The following is a 23,098-nucleotide window of genomic DNA, read 5'->3' as shown; positions in this document are numbered from 1 at the left end:
GACGCGCCCCGGTAGAGGTGCGGGGTTACTGGTTGTCGGCGGCCCGCTTCTCCGCCACCTCGTCCACCTCGGTGACCTCCGCGGTGTCGAGCAGCCACTTGACAGCGCGAGAGCGGCGGATGGTCTGACGGACGGCGGGCATCTGCCCGTTCTTCTTGAAGTCGGCCATGACCTTGTCGACGTCCTTGACGCCGTAGACGTCGGCGAACTCGGTCTTGACCTCGTCCTCGGTCAGCTGGAGGTCCAGGTGACGGGCCAGGGCGTCAAGCGCGATGGACTGGCTCGCGTGCTCGGCGGCCTGCTCCTGCATGTCGGCCATCAGCTGGGCCATCGTGATGTGGCGCATCTGGAGGAAGGAGTCCACCGTCTGCCCCTGAGCCTGAAGGTCCTGCAGGAACTGGCGGGCGATCTCGTCGTGCACCTGCTTGACGTAGTCCTCGGGCACCTCCTCGAGCTCGGAGCGCTTGGTGAGCTCGACGATCACGCGCTCCTCCTTGAGGGAGGGCAGGTGCTGGTCCTTGTCGGCCTTGATCTCGGCCGCCACGGCGTCGCGGAGAGCCTGAACGTTCTCGAACCCGAAGGCGCTGTCGACGAACTCGTCCGTGAGCTCCGGCACGTGCTTGACCTGAATCTCATTCAGCGTCACGTCGATCACGACGTGCACGGGCTCCGGCTCCTGGTCGTCCTCGGTGGGAGCGCCCGGCATCTCGAAGGCGACCTCCTTAGAGTCGCCGACCTTCATGCCCACGAGCGCCTCCTCGAGGGCCTCGGGCAGCATCCCGGAGCCGGTCATCAGCATGCGGTCGTCGCCGGCGAAGCGCTCGCCGTTCTCGATGTCCTTGACGGTGACCTTCACGATGTCGCCGGTCGCCACCTCGGCGCCCTCCTCGGCCTCGTCGTAGTGCGCCTGGTAGCCCATGAGCACCTCGAGCTGCTGGTCGATCTCGGCGTCGGTGACCTCCGCAGGGGGCATGTTGATGGAGACCGGGTCATAGGAGATGAGCTCGGCCTCGGGGATGAGGTCGATGGTCACCGTCACCACGTAGTCGTTGTGCTCGGCCACCGGCTCGAGGTTCTCGCCGTAGTCCACATCGCCCACGGGCACGATATCGAGCTGGTCGAGCAGCAGCGGCTCGGCCTGGGCCAGGACGTCGTTCGTGGCGTCCGCCAGGATGTTCTGCTTGCCCACCATGGAGTCAATGACGGGGCGCGGGGCCTTGCCCTTGCGGAAGCCCTGGAAGTTGTACTTGTTCGCGACCTCCTTGTAGGCTGCCTTGATCGCGCGATCCACGTCGGCTGCCGGGACGGTCAGGGTGGCGACGAGCTTCGAGTCCTTCGGCTCCTCCGCGGTGACGGTGATGTCCAACGTTCCTCCTGAAAACGGGCCGCTCCTCGCGGCCGATAGGGCGACTGCTCGCCCACCTTACCTGTACCAACGGCCTATTGTGCGCCACTTGGCACAGCTGGTCAAAACGCGAGCGGGGCCGCCCACCACGCCGACGGCCCCTGCACATTCGCTCTGGTGCGGACAAGAGGACTCGAACCTCCACGGGTCTCCCCACTGGAACCTAAATCCAGCGCGTCTGCCAGTTCCGCCATGTCCGCGTCCGGCCAGTGTAGCAAAGGGCTGCTCTCCCTCGTTTCTCTGCCTCTTGGTATAGAACACACGTTCTTCTCTGTCAAGGGAGCAGCGGCACCCACTCATGCCTGACATTGCCTCCACAAAGAACGAGGGGCCTCCCCGTCGCCGGAGAGACCCCTCGTTTCACACTGATCCGTGCGCCTAGACGATGCCCTGGGCGTACATCGCATCGGCCACCTTGAGGAAGCCGGCGATGTTGGCGCCCACCACGAGGTCGCCGGGCTTGCCGGCGTCGAGGGCCGCCTTGGAGGCGTTGGCGTAGATGCCCGCCATGATCTTCTTGAGGCGGTCGTCGACCTCCTCGAAGGTCCAGGACAGGCGCTCGGAGTCCTGGCTCATCTCGAGCGCGGACACCGCGACGCCTCCGGCGTTGGACGCCTTGCCCGGGCAGAACGCGACGCCGTTCTCCTGCAGGTAGGCGGTGGCGGAGCGGGTCGTGGGCATGTTGGCGCCCTCGCCGACCACCGTGCACCCGTTCGCGACGAGCGCCTTGGCGTCGTCGAGGTCCAGCTCGTTCTGGGTCGCGCAGGGCAGCGCGATGTCACAGGGCACGGACCAGACGCCGGTCCCCTCGTGGTACTCGGCGGACGGACGCGCCTCGGCGTAGGCGGTCAGGCGCTCGCGGCGCACCTCCTTGACGTCCTTGAGCAGCGCGACGTCGATGCCGTCGGGGTCGTAAACCCAGCCGGTCGAGTCGGAGCAGGTCACGACCTTAGCGCCGAGGAACTGCGCCTTCTCGATGGCGTAGATGGCCACATTGCCGGCGCCCGACACGACGACGGTCTTGCCGTCGAAGGAGTCGGAGCGGTCGTTGAGGAGGGTCTCGACAAAGTACACGAGGCCGTAGCCGGTGGCCTGGGTGCGGCAGAGGGAGCCGCCGTACGAGAGGCCCTTGCCGGTGAGCACGCCGGTGAACTCGTCGCGGATGCGCTTGTACTGGCCGTACATGAAGCCGATCTCGCGCGCGCCCACGCCGATGTCGCCCGCGGGCACGTCGGTGTCGGCGCCGATGTGGCGCTGCAGCTCGGTCATGAACGACTGGCAGAAGGCCATGACCTCACGGTCGCTCTTGCCCTTGGGGTCGAAGTCCGCGCCACCCTTGCCGCCGCCGATGGGCAGCGTGGTGAGCGAGTTCTTGAAGATCTGCTCGAAGCCGAGGAACTTGAGGATGCCGAGGTTCACGGACGGGTGGAAGCGCAGGCCGCCCTTGTAGGGGCCGATCGCGCTGTTGTACTCCACGCGGTAGCCGCGGTTGACCTGCACGGTGCCGCTGTCGTCGACCCAGGGCACGCGGAACTGGATCACGCGCTCCGGCTCGACGAGGCGCTCGAGCAGGGCGACCTGCTCGTACTCGGGATGCGCGTCGAGCGCGGGCTGGATGGAATCGAGCACCTCGGTGGCGGCCTGGACGAACTCCGGCTGGTCGGCGTAGCGCGCCTTGAGGTCGGCGGCCACTCGCTCTGTATAGGTCATGCGGCTCCTCTCGATGGGAACAGGCAACTGGGATGCCAGTCTAATGCGAGGCAACCGGTGGGCGCCCTCTCGGCGGCGTCGGGAAACAACCACGTCACGGGTGCGACAGAGGCGGGACAGAGGTGCCGCACGCATGTGTCCCGCCCGCGAGCGCTTGGGGTATACTGGCTCCCTGCGAACGGGGCGTGGCGCAGCTTGGTAGCGCATCTGCTTTGGGAGCAGAGGGTCGCTGGTTCGAATCCAGTCGCCCCGACCAGTCGCGGGTGTAGTCCAACGGTTAGGGCCCCAGCCTTCCAAGCTGGAGACGCGGGTTCGATTCCCGTCACCCGCTCCAGATCCTTCTCGGCAGCCTGCGGGCTGCCTTTTTCTTGCGGCGAGTCAGCCGCACCCTGCGGCTACTGCGACCGCAGCTTGCGGGGAAACGGTTGCCCGCAAACTTTCGCAACCGCTTGCGGGGAAACGGCGCCCCCGCTCCCCCGCACGGCGTAAACGCCGGGACTGGCGGCTTGCGGAGAAACGGTTCCCCACAACGCAGGACCCTCGGATGCGCGGAAACGCATCCCCGCAACGCCGGCCGATCAGATGCGGGAAAACGGCTCTCGCGCATCCTCCGTGGACTGCGGCTGTTTTTCGTCCGAGGGGACAGCGAGCAACCGCGGCGTTCGCCTACTTTGAAGGGGTTCCCCATACCGAAGGAGCCTCCATGGCCGAGAAGACCAAGCTCGGGCGCACGCTCGTGATCGCCAACCCCGTGTCCCAGAGCGGCAAGGGCAGGGAGGCCGCCGAGTTCGTCGACCGCTTCCTCCAGAGCTTCAGCAACGCCACCACCGCCTACAAGATGGTGATGACCTCAGGCCCCGGTGACGCCACGGGCATCGCGGCGAAGGCGCAGGGCTACGACACGGTGATCGCCATCGGCGGCGACGGCATCATCCACGAGACGGTCAACGGCCTTATGAAGATCAAAGCCGGGAGCCGCCCGGCGTTCGGCGTCATCCCCATCGGCAGCGGCAACGACTACGCGCGCACGCTCCACCTAGCGCTCAACGACCCCACCGCGAGCCTCGGCCAAGTGCTCAACGGCACGCGCATGATGCTCGACCTGGGACTCTGCAACGGCGTCTACTTCTGCGAGACGCTCTCCTTCGGCCTCGACGCGGCGATCGCCCTCGACACGATGGAGCGCCGCAAGCGCACAGGCGCCCACGGCACGCGCCTCTTCGCGGAGAGCGGCTACGACATCTTCCGCTCCTACACCCACGGCTGGAAGTACACGGCGTCCCTCGACGGCGGCAAGCGCTTCTCGGGCGAGGAGATCGCCTTCGCGTGCCAGGTGGGCCCCACCTACGGCGGCGGGTTCAAGATCTGTCCGGAGGCGAGCCCGGTGGATGGGAAGCTCGACCTCTGCTACAACACCAGGATGCCGAGCAAGCCGGCCGCGCTCGCGCTGTTCGCGCGGACGCGCCTCGGCCTCCACTGCAGCTCCCCGACGGTCAAAATCGAGACCTTCAAGCACCTCAATGTGACCTTCGACGAGGAGCCGCCGGTGCAGATCGACGGCGAGAAGATGACCGGCCGGCGCTTCGAGGTCTCGGTGCAGCCGCAGGCGCTCGAGGTCATCGTCCCGAACTCCTTCCCGTGGAACCCCAACCGCGTGGAGCCCGAGAAGCTCCGCCCGATGGACGGGCTGCTCGGCACCAAGCTCTCGGAGAAGGTGCGGGGAGAGTAGCCGCAAGGCCTCTCTTGGGGCTGTCGCCACCGTTCAGTCGCGCACCGTGAACTTGTAACCGTACCCCCGGACGACCTCATTTGTGGCAGTGGACCCGGCGGCCTGCAGCTTCTTTCGCAGCCTCAGGTTGGCCTCCTCGACGGCGCGCGTGTCGGGGCCCCTGCATCCCCAGAACCGCTCTTGCAAGGCCTGCTTCGAGACCGCCTCGTTGGGATGCTCCAAGAAGAAGCGCAAGAGATCGTGCTCGATGGGGCTCAGAGGCACTTCCCGGTCACCCACGAACGCCTGCCTGCCCACGATGCTGTAGCTGACGTTGCCCAGAGACACCCAGGTGGGAGCGGGGGCCTCATCCATACGCGCCTGCGAAGCCTTTGCAGCCTCTGCCGTAGGAGCGGGAGCAGGGTCAGGGGCGCGCACCTCCTTGAGAAAGGGCACCAGCACAAGCACGGCGCCCCATATCCCCATAGCCACCAGGAGGGCAGCTCCCAGAACGAGGCCGAGGCTTTGGGAGGTGACCGTAATGAAAGCGGAAATCACCGGAGCCCTCCCATCTTCCTACGCGTAGGTCACGTAGGTCTGGAGATCCTTACTGACGATTTCGCCTGTGAGCAGCTGGGTCTGAGTAACGGTGATTCCTCCCACAGCTCCCGAAAAAACTGTGTTCAGAGTGTATTTTTTCGGAGTTTTGTTTGAGAACTCCTGAGACACGCGAGTGAATATTCCGCTGAACGTTTTATCGTAACCGCGTGTTATACGGTAGTTATCAATGTCAATCTTGAAGCTTGTGTTGAGTGTCCCTGTGTTCCAATACACTGTGTACGTATGCTTTCCGGAACCCATATCAAAGAAAGCAGGGTATACGACAGGACTAATGCCCAGCTCCCCTTTTGTCCCGTCTTCAAGAACGAACGTTTTACTTTGGGGCTGCAAGGTCTCTAGGTCGAATGTCGCAGAGAGGGTCTTGGCCTGAGCAGGCGTTGCGAGACAAAGGCACACCGCGAACACAACCAAACCAAGAGCTATGCGCAACTTCTTATGACAGCGCGTACGAAGAGTGCTCATGTTCACCCTCTCCTCTTTGTCATTCCCCGTTCAGCATGGATCACCGGAGCGAACCCTCCCCTCCGAGTCCTGGCGCCTTCATCATGCCCCGCGCGAAGGGCTGCTGACCCTCAAGAGGCTCTCAATGACCCCACAATCCCCACTCAACGGACCCTAAGCCGACCCACGGCATCCCTGCGCCCAAAAAAGGGGCCGGGTGCCCCGCCCAGCAACGGGCGGAGCACCCGGCCCCTTTTGTTCACGAGAAATCGCGCCTACTTGGCAGCGGTCGCCAGCGCGTCCTTGACCTCCTCGGCGGTCTTGAGCTTCATGACCTTCTCGGCCAGCTCGTCGGCCTCGGCCTTCGTCCACTCGCTGATGATCTTACGGGTCTTGAGGACGGACGGCGCGGACACGCTGTACTCGCCCAGGCCGAAGCTGATCAGCATCGGGATCAGCAGCGGGTCGGCCGCGGCCTCGCCGCACATGCCCACCATGATGCCGGCCTCGTTGCCGCACTCGATGACGCGCTTGATGGAACGCAGCACCGCCGGGTTGTACACGGAGTACAGGTAGGCGATCCGGTCGTTGCCGCGGTCGGCGCACATCGTGTAGCCGATGAGGTCGTTGGTACCGATGGAGAAGAAGTCGCACTCGGCGGCGAGGTCGTCGGCGATGAGCGAGGCGGCCGGCGTCTCGATCATCGTGCCGACCTCGATGTCCGGGTTGTACTTGATGCCCTCGGCGTCCAGCTCGGCCATGCACTCCTTGACGAGCGCCTTGACCTGGCGAATCTCCTCAAGGCAGGTGACGAGCGGCACCATGATCTTGATGTCGCCAAAGGCGCTGGCGCGGAGCAGCGCGCGGATCTGCACCTTGTACTGGTCGGGGTTCGCGAGGCAGTAGCGCACCGCGCGGTACCCCATGAACGGGTTCTCCTCCTTCTGGAGGTCGAGGTACGGGATCTCCTTGTCGCCGCCCACATCGAGCGTGCGGATGATGACCGGCTGGTCCTTCATGCGCAGCGCGACCTTCTGGTAGGCGTTGAACTGCTCGTCCTCGCTCGGCAGCTCCTTGGAGTCCATGAACAGGAACTCGGAACGGAAGAGGCCGATGCCCTCCGCGTCGTGCTCCTGGGCGCCGGCGGCGTCCTCGGGGTTGCCGATGTTGGCGACGAGCAGCACCTTCTCGCCGTCGGCCGTCTCGGTGGGCTTGCCGCGGTAGGCGTTGAGGGCGGCCTTGGCCTCGGCGGCGGCGGCCGCCTGGGCCTTGAAGTCGTCGAGCGCGGCCTCGTCCGGGTTCACGTAGACCTCGCCCTTGGTGCCGTCCACCACGACGGTGTCGCCCTGGCGGCACACGGTGCAGGCGTTGGGCACCGAGAGGACCGCAGGGATCTCGAGCGCGCGGGCGATGATCGCGGAGTGGGAGGTGCGGCCGCCGGTCTCGGTGATGATGCCGGCGACGTTCTCCTTGTCGATGTCGGCGGTCATAGACGGCGTCAGATCGTGCACGACCACGATGGAGCCGGCCGGGAGCACGGAGAGGTCCACGACCTCCTTGCCGAGCAGGTTCGCGAGCAGCCCCGTGCGGATGTCCTGCACGTCGGCGGCGCGCTCGCGCATCATCGGGTCGTCCATGCCGGCGAACATGCCGTAGAACATGTCGCAGACCTCGTCGGTGGCCTGCTCGGCGGACATGCCGGAGTTGATGCGGTTGTTGATCTCGTCGATCATGAACGGGTCGCGGGCCATGTTGATGTGCCCGATCATGATCTGCGACTCCTCCTCGCCCACCGTGACGGCCATGCGCTCGGCCTGGGCCTGCGTGCGGTCGCAGAAGGCGTCGAGGGCCTTCTCGTACCGGGTGCGCTCGGCCTCCGGGTCGTTGTGCGCGGTGGCCGTGTAGGTAAGGTCGGGCTCGACGGCCACCTGGGCCACGCCGATGCCGATGCCGTCAGAACCGTTGACGCCTTGGAACATGAGAGCCTCCAAACATGCGCGGGGACGCGCATCTCGCTGGCGGGGTGAAAAGGGGCGCCGCACATCATGAACGGCGCCCCTCAGGCTGTAACACAGGTGGGCTCGCGCCCCGAAGTCTGAAGCGCAGGTTACTCGCCGAGGCCGGAGTTCACCAGGTCCACGGCGGCCTTCAGGGCGTCAGCCTCGTCGTCGCCCTCGCACACGATCTCGATCTCGGTGCCGGCACCGAGGCCGCCGGCCATGATGGCCATCGGGGACTTGCCGTTGATCTCCTTGCCGTTGCCCTTGATGGTGACGTTGGAGCTGAACTTGCCCATCGTGGAGGCAAAGAGGCCGGCCGGGCGCATGTGGAGGCCGGTGGGGTTGATGATGGTGACGGTCTCAGAAACCATGTCCTTCTCCTTCTTGACGTGCCAACTAGAAAACATCTCGTGTGCCACTCGGACGGTGGTCGCGACCGCCCGTTGCAACCATAGGGTAGTGTACCAGTCCCCTTTAAGGGAACGGCATGGCCAGAGGCCTAATCCTCGCTATCCGACGCGTTCTCCACGTCGCCCGCATCGTGGGCCACCGGCTCGACCGGGTCCTGGCCGGCCTTGGAGGCCTCGTCCTCGAGCAGATGAACCAGCGAGTTGTAGAAGCGCTCGATGGTCTCACGGTTCGCAAGGCCGTTGGACGCGGCCGTCGCGGAGCCGCAGGCGCTCGCGTAGTTGAGGGCGTCGCCGTAGTCCCAACCGCGGTCGAGGGCGGCGAGGAAGCCGGCCACCATGGAATCGCCGGCGCCGGTGGCGTTCACCAGGCGGCAGGGCGGGCACTTGGTGGTGTGCTCCTGGCCGTACTCGTCCACGAGGGCCGCGCCGTAGCCGCCGCAGGAGACGAGCACGTTCTGGGCGCCCTTCTCGTGGAGCAGGCGCGCGTACGGGAGCACCTCCTCGGGGGTCTCCGGGTTCGCGCCGAAGATGCGGCCCACCTCGTGGTTGTTGGGCTTGATGAAGAAGGGCTTGGCGGCGAGGGCGTTCATGAGCAGGTCGCCCGGCGCGTCCACCACGAAGCGGATGCCGCGGTCGCCGAAGCGGCTCATCATGATGTCGTACATGTCGTCCGGCAGGCAGCTCGGGATGGAGCCCGTGAGCACGAGCGTGGAGCCGGCCTGGATGCGGTCGATGCGGCGGAAGAGCTCGTCCACCTTGGCGATGGGGATGTTGGGGCCCATACCGTTGATGATGGTCATGATGATGCCGTTGAGCTTCACGTTGATGCGCGTGTTGCCCTTGTCGAGGCGCACGAAGTTGGTGTTGATGCCCTGGGCCTGCAGGGTGTCGAGCACGAACTCCCCGGTGAACCCGCCGATGAGGCCCATCGCGACGTTGTCCACGTCGAGCTCGGTGAGGATGGTGGAGACGTTGATGCCGTTGCCGCCGGCGTAGAACTCCTCGGCCGTGGAGCGGTTGGTGTAGCCCATGTCGAGGGTCGTGGGGTGCATCACGTAGTCGACGGACGGGTTGAAGGTCACGGTGTAGATCAAGTCTCTCTCCCTCTCCGGCGCGGGCGCTCGTGCCCGCAGTTGTTCCTCGCGGCGCCGGTGCGGTCGCCGCGTTCAGTACGTGTGCGGGCTAGTCCGAGACCGCCTCGTTCACGAGCGCGGCCACGTCCTCCGGCGTCACCGCCTCATGCACCGACCCCGAGAAGTCCGGCGCCATGAGGGCCACGGCCAGCTTCGAGAGCATGCGCAGGTGGCCGGCGGCGTCCGTCGGCGCGACGATCGCGACGGCGACGTCCACGGGCGCGCCGTCCATCGTCTCCCACGGCACCGGCTGCGCGAGCTTCACGACGAGCACTCCCGGCTCTTGGACGGCATCGCACTGCGCGTGCGGGACCGCGAATCCCGCGACCATGCCCGTGGAGCCCTCCGTCTCGCGGGCGAGGAAGCCCTCCTTGAGCCCCTCGGCGCTCGACGCGATCCCGAGCGCCACGGCCTGGCCGCAGAGGAAGTCGAGCACCTCGTCGCGACTGGCGGCGGGGATGTCAAGAAAGACGTGGTCGGCCGGAACCGTCTGGGCCATGGGCGCTCCTTTATTCAGAACACTGAGTTCATCGTAACCCGAGCGGGCGTTTCCGCACGTCGGCCTCAGGATAATCAGAGATTCGCGCGAGTTGGCCAGCGGCCGGTGGACAACCGGCTCTCACGGGCTGAGCCAAAGGCTCGTCGAGGCCCGACGCCGCTGCCAGAGGCCGCCCTTAGAGGCGCCGGCGCGAGCGCTGGCGGCGCCATTGCTTCAGGTACTCCCACGTGGCGCCAAAGCCGACGAACACCACCACGATCTCCAGGCGGCCGAGCAGCATGCCGATCATCTCGATGATGAGCGTGCCGTTGGAGGCGCTCGCGCTCGTGATGCCCACCGACACGCCGGCGCTCGAGAACGCGCTCGCGAACTCGAAGAGGCACCCCTCGAGCGGGGCCCCGCTCGTCATGCACATGCCGATGGCGCCGATGAGGTACACGAGGATGTACATCACGAACATGCTCATCGTGTTCGACACGAGCGCCGGGTCGATCTTGTTGCGCCCTTGGGCGGTGGTGAAGTACATGGGCGCCACGCGGCTCGATGGCAGCACGCGCCGGCGCACGTCCTGCACCATCACGCGCAGCATGATGTAGGCGCGGCGCAGCTTGAGTCCGCCCGCCGTGGACCCGAAGCCGCCGCCCACGAGCATCACGACGATGAGCACGCCGACCGCGGCCGGCGGCCACGTGGTGAAGTCGCAGATGGAGAAGCCCGTCGTGGTCATCGCGGTCACGCAGGAGAAGAACCCCTGCCGGAAGCCCTCGACGAGCCCGAGGCCCCCCTCGATCGCCAGGTCCGCCGACACCACCGCCGTCACCACCACGAGCGAGCCGAGCATGAAGCGCACTTCCGTGGTCTTGAACGCGCGCCGCCACTTGCCCTGCACGAAGAGCAGCAGCGTCGCGAAGTTGGTGGCGCCCACGAGCATGAGCACCACGGTGATGACCTCCACCGGGACGGACTGGAAATCGCCCACGCTGCCGAGCTTGTTGGTGAAACCGCCGGTGGAGAGGCCGCACATCGCGTGGTAGAGGCCGTCGAAGAAGGAGAGCCCCGCCAGCATGTAGGCCACCGTCGCCACAACGAGGCAGATGTTGTAGACGAGGAAGATGGCCTGGGCCGTGCGGCGGATGGACGGCAGGATCTTGTCGGGGTGGCCCTCGGCGTCGTAGAGGTTCATCGAGTCGCGGTTGCTGATGATGAGGATCATGATCAGCACGAAGCCGAGGCCGCCGCAGTACTGCATGAAGCAGCGGTGGAACATGAAGATCTGCGGCGTGGCGCCCACGTCGATGATCGAGAGCCCCACGGTGGTCCACCCGCTCACGGACTCGAAGAGCGCGTGCAGGAACGTCATGTGGAGCCCGAGCGCGAAGGGGGCGGCGCCCACGAGCGACCCCCAGATCCAGATGAAGAGCACCACCCAGGAGCTTCTCGCCAGCACGGCGCGGTAGTTCTGGGGCTTGTCCTCGTCGGGCGTGGTGAAGTAGAGCACGATGAGCCCGAGGGCCACCGAGGCCGAGGCGGGGATCAGGTACGCGTAGGCGTAGCGGAGCTGGTCGGGCTGGAACAGGATCACCACGAGCGGCACATACATGAGGCACCCGAGCAGCACCATCAGCTTGCCGATGTTGCTGCCGTACCGGAAGCGCATGGCCCACTCCACGAGGCGCTCGTTCGATCTGGCCGCCCCGATCACGAGCGCACGTCCTGCATGTCGTTCAGGAACTCGCTGTCGTCGGAGGAGTCGCTCTCGAGGTGCTGGCCGCTGATCACGATCAGGCGGTCCCCGGGCAGCACCGTGGTGTTGCCGTTGGGGACGATGGTGCGGGGGCCGCGGAGCAGGCACGCCACGATGACGTCGCCCGGGATGTCGAGCTCGCGGATGCGCTTGCCCGCGTGCGGGCTGTCCTTGGGGACGCGCAGCTCCATGACCTCGATCTGCCCATGGTCCATCGGAATGACGTTCTCGAGGTCGTCCACAAAAGCCTGCTGCTCGATCAGGGACGTGATCATGTGGGCCACCGAGATGGGCGCGTTCACGCCCATCGAGTGGAAGAACTCGAGCTTCTTGGCGTCGTTCACGATCGAGACGCTTTTGGGCACGCCGAAGCGCTCCTTGCAGAGCTCGCTCGAGACGAGGTTCCGCGCGTCCGAGTTGGAGAGCGCGATGGAGATGTCGCAGCTGCCGGCGCCCGCCTCGTCGAGGATGCCCGCCTCGCAGGAGTCGCCGCAGACCACCTCGAGCCCGTCGATCGAGGAGAGCTCGTCACAGATGGTGGGGTTGTCGTTGATCGCCGTGACCGCGTAGCCCTTCGCGATGAGGGACGTGGCGAGCGAGCGGGTCTTCGAGTACCCGCCGATGAGGAGCACGCTGCGCTTCATGCCGACGCCCCCTCCTCGTGCGAGGTGGTGAGCATGGACTTGATCCTCTTGGCGCTGTGGCGCACGGGGCAGATGGTCTCGATGCCGAGCTCCTGGTAGAGCCCCTCGCGGTCCGGGTCGTAGATGCGCGTGATCACATGCTCCACGTGGTAGATCTCGTGGGCCATCTGGGCCACCATGATGTTGATGATGTCGTCGTCGGTGACGATCACCACGGCGAAGGCGTCGCTCAGGCGGCAGGTCTCGGTGAGGAAGTCGATGTTGGTCGCGTCGCCCTGGGCGGTGAGGCCGCCGAAGCCGCTCGACAGGCGCACGAAGGCGCCCGGGTCCTTGTCCACGACGAGCACCTCGCCGCCAGCGTTGGAGAGGTCGTTGGCGAGCATCGACCCCAGGCGGCCGCACCCCACGATGACCGTGTAGAAGTCGGCCTTGCTCGGGCCCAGCAGGCTCATGGACGCCCCCTTTGCATGGACGGTGTTCGGTCTTTGATGGTAGTCCTTACCCATCTGCGCGGGCCTACGAGAAGCGCCTCCCGGCCAGATGCCAAGAGGCGCTTGATTCTCTTATGGTGCCCGAGGTGAGACTCGAACTCACACGGGGTTGCCCCCAGGGGTTTTTGAGACCCCCGTGTCTGCCATTCCACCACTCGGGCGAGCTTGGTCAGTGTGCCACAACGGGCGCTCCGTTGTCGACGGCGCTCAAGCGCTCCGCCCCGTTCGGTGCGCTACTGCAGGAACGGGTTCGTCGCCAGCTCGCGCTCCATCGTCGTGACGGCGTTGTGGCCCGGGAGCACCACGGTCTCGGGCGGCACCTCCTGCATGAGGCGCCTCAGCGACGCCATCAGTGTGGCGTGGTCCCCCTCGGGGAAGTCCGTGCGCCCGGCGCTGCCCGCGAACAACGTGTCGCCCGTGAAGGCGAAGCCGTCGCCCAGAAGCACGACGCCGCCCGGCGTGTGGCCGGGGGTCTCGATGACGCGCATCGAGACGTCGCCCACGTCGATCCGGTCGCCGTCGTGCAGGTGCCGCGCAGGTGCGGGCGCGTCATCGTCATAGGCGATGCCGAGGTTGCCCGGGGTGCCCGCACGGCTCGCGCGGGCGGCGTCGGCCTCGTGGATCCAGAACGGCACGTCGTAGGGCAGCGCGTCCACGAGCCCCTTCACGCCGCCCACATGGTCGCCATGGCCATGGGTCGCGATGACCGCGTCCACCGTGACGTCCCCCAGCTCCTGCGCGATGCGCGCGCCGGCCGCGCCCGGGTCGACCACCACGGCGTGGCCGTCGCTCACGAGCGCGTAGCAGTTGGTCTCGATGGGACCCACCACGAACTGCCGGATCTCCGGCAACGTCTTCTCGGCCATCTAGACCCTCCTCTTCATTTGGTTGGCCCCCTCGCCGGGCATGATGCGCCGTGCGTCGTACACGCTCGGCACCCGGCTCACGGCCGCCAGCAGGGGGTCGAGGAGGCTCGCGTCGGAGATCGCGATCAGGAACCGCAGCTTCGCGACGCCGTCGCTCGACACCTGGGTGGCAGCGGAGAGGATGTTACCCCCGGCGTCGCCGAGGGCGATGGTCACGTCCTTGAGGAGGCCGATGCGGTCCGTGGCCTCCACGACGATCTCCACCTGGAACTGCGTGGCGCCCGAGGTGTCCCAGGCCACCTCGATCATGCGCTCCGGGTGCTCCATCAGGCCCTTCACGTTGGGGCAGGTGGCGCGGTGCACCGAGACGCCCCGGCCGCGCGTGATGAAGCCGCAGATGTCGTCGCCCGCCACCGGGTTGCAGCAATGGGCCAGGTGCGCGAGGAGGTCCGGGTCGCCCTTGACCACGACGCCGCAGCTCGGGCGCTTGGAGCGGTCCTGCGCCCGGCCTTTGGCCACGTGCTGCGGCATGATGGGGCGGTCCTCTGAGAAGGACTGTCTGAGCTCCTCGGCCTGCGCCTTGGCCTTGGCCTCGGCCGCCAGCTGCTGGGGCGACCCCTCGTCGAGGATGGCCTGCACCTTGTTCGCGACGGTCTTGGGGCTCAGCTTGTTGGAGCCGATGGCGGCGAAGAGGTCCTCCGGCGTCCGGAAGTTGAGCGTCTCGCACACCTGCGCGATGGCCTTCACCGACCGGCGCGTGGAGATGCCGAAGCCCTTCTTGCGCAGCTCGGCGGCCAGCATCGAGCGCCCGTACTCGGCGTCGGTGTCCTTGTTGGCGCTCGAGAAGTACTTGCGGATCTTGGCGCGCGCGGAAGGGGTCCGCACGATGTTGACCCAGTCGGCCGACGGCTTGGAGTTCTTGTTGGTCATGATCTCCACGCGGTCGCCCATCTGGAGCTTGTAGGTGAGCGGCACCACCGCGCCGTTGACCTTGGCGCCCACGCAGTGGTTGCCCACCTCGGTGTGGACGGCGTACGCGAAGTCGAGCGGCGTCGAGTCGCGCCGGAGGCTCAGCACCTCGCCCTTGGGGGTGAAGAGGAAGATCTCGTCGTCGTAGAGGTCAACGCGGAGCTCCTGCAGGAACTTCGAGGCGTCCGTGATGTCGCCCTCGGTGGCCCAGTCGATGGAGCGGCGGATGTAGGAGATGCGCGAGTCCACGCCCTTGTCGTCGTTGGCCATCACGCCCATCGAGTTGCCGCTCGACTTGTAGAGCCAGTGGGCGGCGATGCCGTACTCGGCCTGCTCGTGCATCTCGACGGTGCGAACCTGGATCTCGATGGGCCGCGCCTCGGGGCCCACGACCGTCGTGTGGAGCGACTGGTACAGGTTGGGCTTGGGCGTCGCGATGTAGTCCTTGAAACGCCCGGGCAGCGGGTGCCAGAGCGAGTGGACGGCCCCGAGCACGGAGTAGCAGTCGCCCACCGTCTTCGTGATCACGCGCAGGGCGATGAGGTCGTAGATGTCCGAGAAGTCCTTGTCCTTGCGGCGCATCTTCTGGTAGATGGACCAGAGGTGCTTCGCGCGGCCCGTGATCTGGTAGTCGGTGAGCCCCTCCTTCTTGAGCTCGTCGTCGAGCACCTTGATGGCCTCGTCGGTGGCGGCGAGGCGCTGCTCGCGTGACTCCTGCACCATCCGGGCGATGCGCTGGTACTGCTCGGGCTCCAGGTAGAAGAACGCGAGGTCCTCGAGCTCCCACTTGATGGAGCTCATGCCGAGACGGTCGGCGAGCGGCGCGTAGACGTCCATCGTCTCGCGGGCCTTGAAGAGCCTCCGGTCCGGCTTCAGCGCGGCGAGCGTCCGCATGTTGTGGAGGCGGTCCGCGAGCTTGATGATCACGACGCGGATGTCCTTGTTCATGGCCAGGAACATCTTGCGCAGGTTGAGGGCCTGCTTCTCGTCCATCGTGCCCACGTCGATGTTGGTGAGCTTGGTGACGCCGTCCACGAGCTCCGCGACGGACTCGCCGAAGAGGTTCGTGAGCTGCTCCTTGGTGGCCGGGGTGTCCTCGACGGTGTCGTGGAGGAGGGCCGAGCAGATCACGTCGTCGTCCATGCGGAGGTCGTGGGCCAGGATGAGCGCCACCTCCACCGGATGGTTGATGTAGGGCTCGCCGGAACGCCGGCGCTGCTCGGAATGGAAGTCCGCCGCGAAGAGGTAGGCGTCCTCCACGCGCTGGAGCTGCTCGGGCGTCATGTAGAGCTGGCACGCGGCGCGCAGCTGCGGATAGTTGTCGGCCGGCACCTTGGGGATGCGCGGGACGTCGGGGCCGGGGCCGAGCGGTTCGGGCGGAGCGGGAGTGGCCTCGTTCGGCATGTCGCTCATGGGTGCTCCTCTCGTCGGCCAGCTGAACAGCATGTAAGTCTAGCTTTCGAAAGCTTCCATTCAACAAACGGGCTTGTCGGAGGGGCCCGAACGCCTGCGTGCGGGCACACCCGGCGACCGGAGCCGCCCCCTTCTCGACCGAACGGAGGGCGGACACAGGGCCTTGGCACGCGCTCGGTCACTCGCAGGTCTCACCGAAACCCGGCGCGATGGGCCGGTTGATACGCGCCAACAGCTCGGCGGCATCCGCGGTCAGGGCCCAGTCACGGAACTGGCCGAAGTCGTCGAGGGCTCCCAGCCCCTCGCGATAGCGCACCGAGGACGAGAGGTCCATTTTGGCCGGCGACGGGCTGAGCGCGATGCGGCGGGCGGTGCCTCGGCCCGAGGTGGTGAGGAAGCCCAGCTCGCGGAAGATGCCGACGCCGGCGCTCACGGCGTGCTCGTCCAGCTTGGTGCGCGGGTCCGCCACCCTGGCGGCATCGACCAGCGCCTGGTTCGATACCGAGAAGGACCCCTCCTGTGCCGCGTCGGCCTGGGCCTGGTAGGCCTTGAGGGCCCGATAGAGCGCCACGAGGTCCTCGCGGCCCGGCGCCTGGGACCCGAGGATCCGCTCGTTGATGCGCGCGTCGCCGGAGCCGAAGAGCAGGTGCACCTGCGCCGGACGCCCGTCCCGGCCCGCGCGGCCGCTCATCTGGTTGAACTCGACCGCTCCAAAGGGCAGGTGGTAGAGCACCACGTGACGGATGTCCGGGAGGTTGACGCCCTCGCCGAAGGCCGAGGTGGACACGATGCAGCTGAGGCGGCCGTCGCGGAAGGCGCGCTCCACCTCCACACGCTCGGACCGCGTGAGGCCGGCGTTGTAGAACGCGATCCTCTGGCCCAGCTGGGGCAGCCGTTGGCGCAGCATCCGCGCGAGCGCCACGGACTGGTCGCGCGAGTTCACATAGATCACGGTCTTCTCGCCGGTGCCCACGACCCCGGTCACAAAGCCCTCGCGGTCCCGAAGGTCGCGACGGTCGTCGATGGCGAGGTTGGCGCGCACAGAGACGTCCTTGACCACCGACTCGATGCCCCCGAGCCGACAGACCTCCTGCGCCACCGGGTCGCTCGCCGTGGCCGTGACCGCGAGCACCTCCGGGCGGCCCAGCTCGTCGAGCACGCGCGGCAGCTCCTGATAGGCGCCGCGGTCGCCGCCCTTGGACGCGCCAGCGTGATGGGCCTCGTCGATGACGACGAACCCCACGCGACCGGCCTTCGCGAACTCCTGGGAATGGATCGCGAGGTACTCGGGGGTGGTCAGCACGACGTCCACCGAGCCGTCCGCCAACCCGGCGTAGACCTCGGCGCGCTCCTCGGCGCCCGACTCGCCCGTGAGCCGGCGCACGCTGATGCCGAAGGGCTCGAGGGCCTCCTCCAGGTGGAAGGCCTGGTCGTTCACGAGGGCCCGGAGCGGGTACACGAAGACGCTCGCCCGGCCGTCGAGCAGGGCGCGGCGCGCGGCATGGATGTGGAAGATGAGCGACTTGCCTCGGCCGGTGGCCATGACGCAGAGGGTCGAGCGGCCGGCGGCCAGCTCCTCCAGGGCGCGGGCCTGGGCCGGCAGCAGCGCGTGGTCGCCGATCATGGCCCGGCGCAGGGCGTCGGTGAGCCCCTCGGCGTCGAGGCCGGCGAGGTCCGGACGAGCGGCCGCGGCCGCGACCGACTCCACCGCGGCCACGCTCACCTTTGAGACCTCGAGGTTCGCGCCCCAGGCGCGCTCGGTGCCCATCGCGTCGGGAACCCCGCCCGTGACGTCCGTCACCACGCAGCGGTAGGCCTGGCCCCGGTCCATGACGGGGGCAATGGCGGCCGCGATCTGGCGCCGCAGGTAGCCCACGGGGGCGCCGTCCTGCGTGAACAGCGCGATCGCCTGAGGGTCCGCAGGGTTGTCGGGCTCGCGCCGAAGCAGGAGCTCCTGGCCGGGCACGAGCGAGGCCACCGTCTCCTGCCGACCCGGCTGCGTCACCCCCACGGCCTTCGTGAAGAACGAGTCCTCGTCGGCGACGCCGGCGTAGGAGTCGCGCACGAGGATCTGGGGGGCACGCTCGAAGAGCGCCTCCACAAGGCCAGGCGCGCCGGGAGACGCCTCGGGCTCCCGGAAGATCACGTCGCGCACCATGAGCTTGACCTTGGAGCGGCCCTGCCACACCTCCACGACGGGCTCGAAGACGAGGTCGACGAGGCCGTCGTAGGCAGCCGCCTTGGCGGGGTCCGGCGCGCGGAACTGGATGCAGGCGACGCTCGACACGCCGTCGCTCGCAAAAAAGCGCAGGTGCTCGGCGCCGGCGCCCACAAGCGAGCGTCCGCGCATGGTCACGCCCCGCACGGCCATGAGCGGCACCTTGTTGCCCTGGCCGAAGGGTCGGAGCGCGTCGAGGCCGGCCACGCCGTCGAGGGTCAGCTCGTCGAGCCGAGCCACGCAGGCCACCTCCTCGCGGCTCTGGAACTGCTCGGCCGGCAGCGCTGAGAGCTCTGCCGTGAGCCGGTCGCGGAACTCGTCGAGCTTGTCGGCGTCCATCGTCACGCCCACCGCGCCGGCGTGGCCGCCGAAGCGCGTGAGCAGGTCGCGGCACCCGTCCACCGCGTGGTAGAGGTCCACGGACCCCACCGACCGGCCAGAGCCCCGCGCGACGCCGTCCTGAATCGAGAAGACGAGGCTCGGCACATGGAAGTGGCTCACGACGCGGCTCGCGACGATGCCCTTGACGCCCTCGTGCCAGCCCTCGCCGCCGAGCACCACGCAGGGCTCGCCATGGTAGGCGTGCTCGGCCTCGGCAAGGGCCTTGTCGGAGAGCTCGCCCTCGATGGCACGGCGCTCCTGGTTGACGGCCTCGAGCTTCTCGGCCAGGGCCTGGGCCTCGCGCCGGTCGTCGGCCATCAAGAGGTCGAAGGCCATCTGCACGTCGCCCATGCGCCCGGCCGCGTTGAGGCGCGGGGACAGCGAGAAGGGCAGCCCGTCGGCCTCGATGGTGGAAAGGTCGCACCGGGCCTCGGCCGCCAGCGCCACGAGCCCGGGCCGGCGCCCTTCGCGCAGCTGCCGGATGCCCGCCGAGACAAGCGCGCGGTTCTCGGCCGTGAGCTCCATCATGTCGCTCACGGTGCCGAGGCACGCGAGGTCGAGGTAGTCGAGCCAGAGCCGGGGCTGGCCGCGGCGGCGCCCCAGCTCCTGCAGCAGCTTGAGCGCTACGCCGACGCCCGCCAGATCGCGGCTGGGGCACGCCGGGTCCAGTTTGGGGTCGCAGACGGGCACGCCCTTGGGCACGGACTCGCCGGGCTCGTGGTGGTCCGTGACGGCGACGTCGATGCCGAGCTCGCGGACACGGGCCACCTCGTCCGCGCTCGCGATGCCGTTGTCGACGGTGACGATGAGGGACGGGGCGGCCTGGTCCACCACGCGGTTGACGGCCTCGCTCGAGAGCCCATAACCCTCGTCGAAGCGCCGCGGGATGAATGGCTCGACCGAGCCGCCGAGCGCGCGCAGCCCCAACGTGAGGAGCGCGGCCGACGTCATGCCGTCGACGTCGAAGTCGCCGAAGACCGCGATCGCCTCGCCGTCGTCGAGCGCGCGCTCCACACGGTCCGCGACGTCCGCAAGCCCGGGAATCTCCAGAGGGTCGTGCCAGTCGCGGTCGAGCGACGGAGTCAGGAACCGCTCGGCCGCGTCCACGTCGGTGACGCAGCGGGCGGCCAGCACGCGAGCGGCCAGGGAGCCAAGGCCGAGCGCCTCTCGAAGGGTCCTCTCGGCCGCCGCATCGGGGGCGAGCACGCACCAGCGGTCGCTTTCCAGCACTCCGGCCATGTCGCCCCCCTCCCCTGCGCGGTCGTCTCGTCTCATCGTGTCGGTGCCGATCAGTATAGGCCGGAGGCGGAGGGTATCAGGCGCGGGCGACCGGGCCGCGCGCCCGGGGAGCCCCGGATCGGCCCGCTCGCGCCGCTGACCTCCTACGGGGCAAAAGTCTGCACGGTTTACCCTTTATCGGCCGCACGGCGGCACACTGCGGCTCCAAGCGCCGCGATGCCCTCTATACGGGGCAAGCGGCACAACGGTTTACCCCTTATCGGACCTGCCGCGCGAACGACCCGATGCGGGGCACGCCCGCGCCCAGACGCGCCCCGCATCGGCACGCGCGTCGCCAGCGCAGCGACCCGGCACGCTCAGAAGTCGCGGCGCCCGGCCTCGCTCTCGAGGAACGCCCGCTCGAACGCCGGGTAGCAGCCCTCGATCACGGCGTTCCGCGCGCGGCGCATGAGGTCGAGCAGGTACCAGATGTTGTGCAGGGAGATGAGGATCGAGCCGAGCATCTCCTTTTGCCGCACGAGATGGTTGAGATAGCTGCGCGAGAAACCCTGGGCGCACGCCGGGCAGCCGCAGGTCTCGTCGATGGGGCGCGGGTCGTCGATGAAGCGCGCGTGCTTGAGGTTCATGCGCCCCTCGCTGGAAAACGCGGTCCCCATGCGCGCCGTGCGGGTGGGCAGCACGCAGTCGAACATGTCGACGCCGCAGCCCACCGCGCGCACGAGCGTGGCCGGGTTGCCGACGCCCATCAGGTAGCGGGGCTTGTGCTTTGGCATGTACTCGCTGGCCAGCGGCGCGAGGGACTCAAACATGGTCTCGTGGCTCTCCCCCACCGAGTAGCCGCCGATGCCGTAGCCGGGGAAGTCGCCGCACTCCTCGAGCACGCGGAGGCTCTGGACGCGCAGGGACAGGTCCATGCCACCCTGCACGATGCCAAAGAGCGCCTGGTCGGGACGCGTGTGGGCCTGCCAGCAGCGGGCCGCCCACGCGCTCGAGAGCTGCACCGCGCGCTCCAGGTACGCGCGGTCGCACGGGTAGCCCGGGCACACGTCGAGCTGCATCACGATGTCGGCGCCGAGCAACTCGGCGATGCGCATGTTCTCCTCGGGCGTCCACGTGACGTGGCGGCCGTCGTAGTCCACGACGCGGAAGCTGACACCGTCGTCGGAGAGCTTCACGAAGTCGTTGTGAGAGAAGACCTGGAAGCCGCCGGAATCAGTGAGGATGGGGGCGTCCCAGCGCTCCCAGGCGTGGAGGCCGCCCATGTGTGCGATGAGCTCGGGCCCCGGGCGCTGGGAGAGGTGGTAGGTGTTGGCGAGGATGATCTTCGCACCGAGCTGCTTGAGCTGGTCCGGCGTGATGCCCTTGACCGTGGCCTTGGTGCCGACCGGCATGAAGATGGGCGTCGGGACGTCGCCGTGCGCGGTGTGGAAGACGCCGGCGCGGGCGGCGCAATGGGGGTCCTCGGCCTGGATGTCGAAGGAGAAGAGCTGGTCTTGGGGCATGGCACCTCCTGGGCGCGCGGGTTTCTCGGCGGCTAAGTCTACCAGCGGCACGTGGACGCTTCGGTCAAAGCCATTTGTCCACGCCTGGACGCTTCGGAGAGAGCCGTTTGTCCACGCCCCGTCGCGGGACGCAGGTGCCGGACGCGTCTGTCCCGCCGGCGCCGTTTCTGGGGACAGCAGCGACATGGGTACCTTAAGGTGTTGAACAAGGCACGAGAAACCAACCCGGCCCGAAGGAGCTGCCATGGACGACACCAAGCGCGAGGACGTGGAGCCTCAGGAGCCCGACACGGTCGAGGGGCCCGAGGACGACGCCCACATCGAGGCCCCCACCGAGGAGGCCGCCGAGGACGACGCCGAGCTCGACGTGGAAGAGGACGTGCCCGAGAAGGACGAGGTCGAGGACACCGTCCAAGCCGAAGCCAAGGACGAGGACGAAGAGCCCACCGACGCAGACGAAGAACCCGCGCCCGCAGAGCCCATGGGGCAAGACGCCCCCCAGGCCGCTCCCGCACCGAGCCCAGTGGTCAAGCACATGAAGACCGTCACCACCGCCGCCAAGAAGGCCAGCACCTCGCTGACGCAGCAGACGAGCGAGGGGTTCACGGCGCTCCGTGCGGTAGGCAAGGCAAAACGCGAGCACGCCCACGCGAAAGAGCAGCTCGCCCAGCTACAGGCCCAGATCGACGCGGACTCCGCCGACCTTGCCAAGCGCCGGGGCCTGCTCGACCGTTACGACGAGATCGTCGCGGCGCAGACCGAGGCGCGCGACAAGGCGCTGCAGACGATGCACCAGCTGCTCGACGAGGCGGACGCGCAGAACGACAAGGCCGGTCGCTACCAAAAGAAGCTCGAGGCCCTCAAGAAGGACGACGCCAAGGCGCTCCGTCCCTACAAGCAGGCCTTGGACAAGGCCAAGTCCGCGTCCGGCGACGCCGACAAGCGCCTCTCGGACGCCAAGAAAGCCCTGCGCTCGGCGGAGTCGGCGCTCAAGGACCTCGTCAAGCGGCGGGACGACCGCGTGAGCCAGGCGAACCGCGCCATCGACGCCTCGCAGCGGCGCATCGCGCAGCTGCAGGAGGACCTCGCGTCGGCGCAGCGGAACCCCGACGCATCGAGCGGCGACGTGGCCCGGCTCCGCAGTGACCACGCGGCCGAGATGGGGCGCCTCTCGAAGGCGCGCGAAGAAGTGGACGCGGCGCCCACCGAGCTGGCGGGCCCCATCGCCGACGCCAAGGAGCGGGTGTCCGACGCCACGAGCGCCAGAGACGACGCCCAGCGCGAGGCGGACTCCGCCAAGCAGGCCTGGAAGCAGGCCAAACGCGAGCACGACGAGGAAGCGGCGGCGTTCCAGAAGCACGAGGACGCCGTGGAGGACAAGGTCATCGAGGCCCAGAAGGAATGCCGCCGGCTCAAGAACGAGGCGGCGCAGCACCAGCAGGCGGCCGACGACGCACAGACAGCCCTGGACGAGGCCGAGGAGGTGCACGCCCACCCCGAGAAGATCCGCGACCTCGAGAACTCCGTGGCCGACAACCGCGCGGCGGCCGAGCTTCAGTCGCAGCAGGTGGATGCCCTTGCGCAGGCCGAGAAGGACGTACGGAAGAAGACTCTGTCGAGCCGCGTCGTGTTCGTGCTGGTGGTGGCCGCGGCCGTCATCATCCTCGTGCTGGTCTTCCTGATGCTGAACGGACAGTGACGAGC

17 protein-coding genes and 4 tRNA genes are annotated in these 23,098 nt (G+C 67.7%); 4 read left to right on the top strand and 17 right to left on the bottom strand.

What is annotated here, in order from left to right; genetic code table 11:
* Window positions 1-25 precede the first annotated feature (25 nt).
* The 3 genes from tig to gdhA form a co-directional block, all read right to left on the bottom strand.
* Window positions 26-1,366, bottom strand: a complete 1,341-nt coding sequence (tig, locus tag QJ043_RS00275; RefSeq protein ID WP_283712167.1) for a trigger factor — start codon at window positions 1,364-1,366, stop codon at window positions 26-28.
* A 154-nt stretch (window positions 1,367-1,520) separates the two neighbouring features.
* Window positions 1,521-1,605, bottom strand: a tRNA-Leu gene (locus tag QJ043_RS00270).
* A 178-nt stretch (window positions 1,606-1,783) separates the two neighbouring features.
* Complete coding sequence (gene gdhA, locus QJ043_RS00265; protein ID WP_283712166.1) at window positions 1,784-3,115, bottom strand: NADP-specific glutamate dehydrogenase; 1,332 nt, start codon at window positions 3,113-3,115, stop codon at window positions 1,784-1,786.
* Window positions 3,116-3,294: 179 nt separating this feature from the next.
* Here gdhA and QJ043_RS00260 point away from each other — a divergent pair.
* The 3 genes from QJ043_RS00260 to QJ043_RS00250 all read left to right on the top strand — a co-directional run bounded on the left by QJ043_RS00260 (window position 3,295) and on the right by QJ043_RS00250 (window position 4,844).
* Window positions 3,295-3,371, top strand: a tRNA-Pro gene (locus QJ043_RS00260).
* A gap of 3 nt (window positions 3,372-3,374) precedes the next feature.
* Window positions 3,375-3,449, top strand: a tRNA-Gly gene (locus QJ043_RS00255).
* Between the two features lie 369 nt (window positions 3,450-3,818).
* Window positions 3,819-4,844, top strand: coding sequence for a diacylglycerol/lipid kinase family protein (locus QJ043_RS00250; protein ID WP_283712165.1), 1,026 nt, complete (start codon window positions 3,819-3,821; stop codon window positions 4,842-4,844).
* A 33-nt stretch (window positions 4,845-4,877) separates the two neighbouring features.
* Here QJ043_RS00250 and QJ043_RS00245 read toward each other — a convergent pair whose 3' ends face one another.
* The 14 genes from QJ043_RS00245 to tgt form a co-directional block, all read right to left on the bottom strand.
* Complete coding sequence (locus QJ043_RS00245) at window positions 4,878-5,198, bottom strand: winged helix-turn-helix domain-containing protein (RefSeq protein WP_283712164.1); 321 nt, start codon at window positions 5,196-5,198, stop codon at window positions 4,878-4,880.
* 201 nt (window positions 5,199-5,399) lie between these two features.
* A complete protein-coding gene (locus tag QJ043_RS00240) occupies window positions 5,400-5,906 on the bottom strand; it encodes a DUF5626 family protein (protein ID WP_283712163.1) in 507 nt (168 codons plus the stop codon).
* Between the two features lie 254 nt (window positions 5,907-6,160).
* Window positions 6,161-7,864 (bottom strand): phosphoenolpyruvate--protein phosphotransferase, encoded by a 1,704-nt coding sequence (gene ptsP, locus QJ043_RS00235; RefSeq protein ID WP_283712162.1) that lies wholly within the window; start codon window positions 7,862-7,864, stop codon window positions 6,161-6,163.
* Window positions 7,865-7,992: 128 nt separating this feature from the next.
* On the bottom strand, window positions 7,993-8,256 hold the full coding sequence (locus QJ043_RS00230; protein WP_283712161.1) for an HPr family phosphocarrier protein: 264 nt from the start codon (window positions 8,254-8,256) through the stop codon (window positions 7,993-7,995).
* A gap of 128 nt (window positions 8,257-8,384) precedes the next feature.
* Window positions 8,385-9,389 (bottom strand): 1-phosphofructokinase family hexose kinase, encoded by a 1,005-nt coding sequence (locus tag QJ043_RS00225; RefSeq protein WP_283712160.1) that lies wholly within the window; start codon window positions 9,387-9,389, stop codon window positions 8,385-8,387.
* An 88-nt stretch (window positions 9,390-9,477) separates the two neighbouring features.
* Complete coding sequence (locus QJ043_RS00220; protein ID WP_283712159.1) at window positions 9,478-9,927, bottom strand: PTS sugar transporter subunit IIA; 450 nt, start codon at window positions 9,925-9,927, stop codon at window positions 9,478-9,480.
* Window positions 9,928-10,102: 175 nt separating this feature from the next.
* Window positions 10,103-11,584: a TrkH family potassium uptake protein gene (locus QJ043_RS00215; RefSeq protein WP_283712158.1), complete on the bottom strand. Its 1,482-nt coding sequence runs from the start codon at window positions 11,582-11,584 to the stop codon at window positions 10,103-10,105.
* A 41-nt stretch (window positions 11,585-11,625) separates the two neighbouring features.
* Window positions 11,626-12,315, bottom strand: a complete 690-nt coding sequence (locus tag QJ043_RS00210) for an NAD-binding protein (RefSeq protein WP_283712157.1) — start codon at window positions 12,313-12,315, stop codon at window positions 11,626-11,628.
* On the bottom strand, window positions 12,312-12,767 hold the full coding sequence (locus QJ043_RS00205; RefSeq protein WP_283712156.1) for a potassium channel family protein: 456 nt from the start codon (window positions 12,765-12,767) through the stop codon (window positions 12,312-12,314). The genes QJ043_RS00210 and QJ043_RS00205 overlap by 4 nt, the downstream gene beginning before the upstream one ends.
* Window positions 12,768-12,881: 114 nt before the next feature.
* A tRNA-Leu gene (locus QJ043_RS00200) sits at window positions 12,882-12,967 on the bottom strand.
* 72 nt (window positions 12,968-13,039) lie between these two features.
* Entirely contained in the window at window positions 13,040-13,672 is a 633-nt protein-coding gene (locus QJ043_RS00195) for an MBL fold metallo-hydrolase (protein WP_283712155.1), read from the bottom strand.
* A complete protein-coding gene (locus tag QJ043_RS00190) occupies window positions 13,673-16,045 on the bottom strand; it encodes a RelA/SpoT family protein (protein ID WP_283712681.1) in 2,373 nt (790 codons plus the stop codon).
* Between the two features lie 187 nt (window positions 16,046-16,232).
* Complete coding sequence (gene recJ / locus QJ043_RS00185) at window positions 16,233-19,892, bottom strand: single-stranded-DNA-specific exonuclease RecJ (RefSeq protein WP_283712154.1); 3,660 nt, start codon at window positions 19,890-19,892, stop codon at window positions 16,233-16,235.
* A 356-nt stretch (window positions 19,893-20,248) separates the two neighbouring features.
* Window positions 20,249-21,394 carry a tRNA guanosine(34) transglycosylase Tgt gene (gene tgt / locus QJ043_RS00180; protein ID WP_283712153.1) on the bottom strand — a complete coding sequence of 382 codons (1,146 nt, stop codon included), beginning with the start codon at window positions 21,392-21,394 and terminating at the stop codon, window positions 20,249-20,251.
* Between the two features lie 244 nt (window positions 21,395-21,638).
* On the opposite strand from tgt, the gene QJ043_RS00175 reads away from it, so the two are divergent.
* Window positions 21,639-23,093 carry a coiled-coil domain-containing protein gene (locus QJ043_RS00175; RefSeq protein WP_283712152.1) on the top strand — a complete coding sequence of 485 codons (1,455 nt, stop codon included), beginning with the start codon at window positions 21,639-21,641 and terminating at the stop codon, window positions 23,091-23,093.
* Window positions 23,094-23,098: the final 5 nt, after the last annotated feature.

The organism is Kribbibacterium absianum, assembly GCF_030067705.1.
Taxonomy (GTDB): Bacteria; Actinomycetota; Coriobacteriia; order Coriobacteriales; family Atopobiaceae; genus Kribbibacterium; species Kribbibacterium absianum.
Note: the sequence above shows the minus strand (reverse complement) of the source record. Positions and strands in the feature narration are given on the sequence as shown.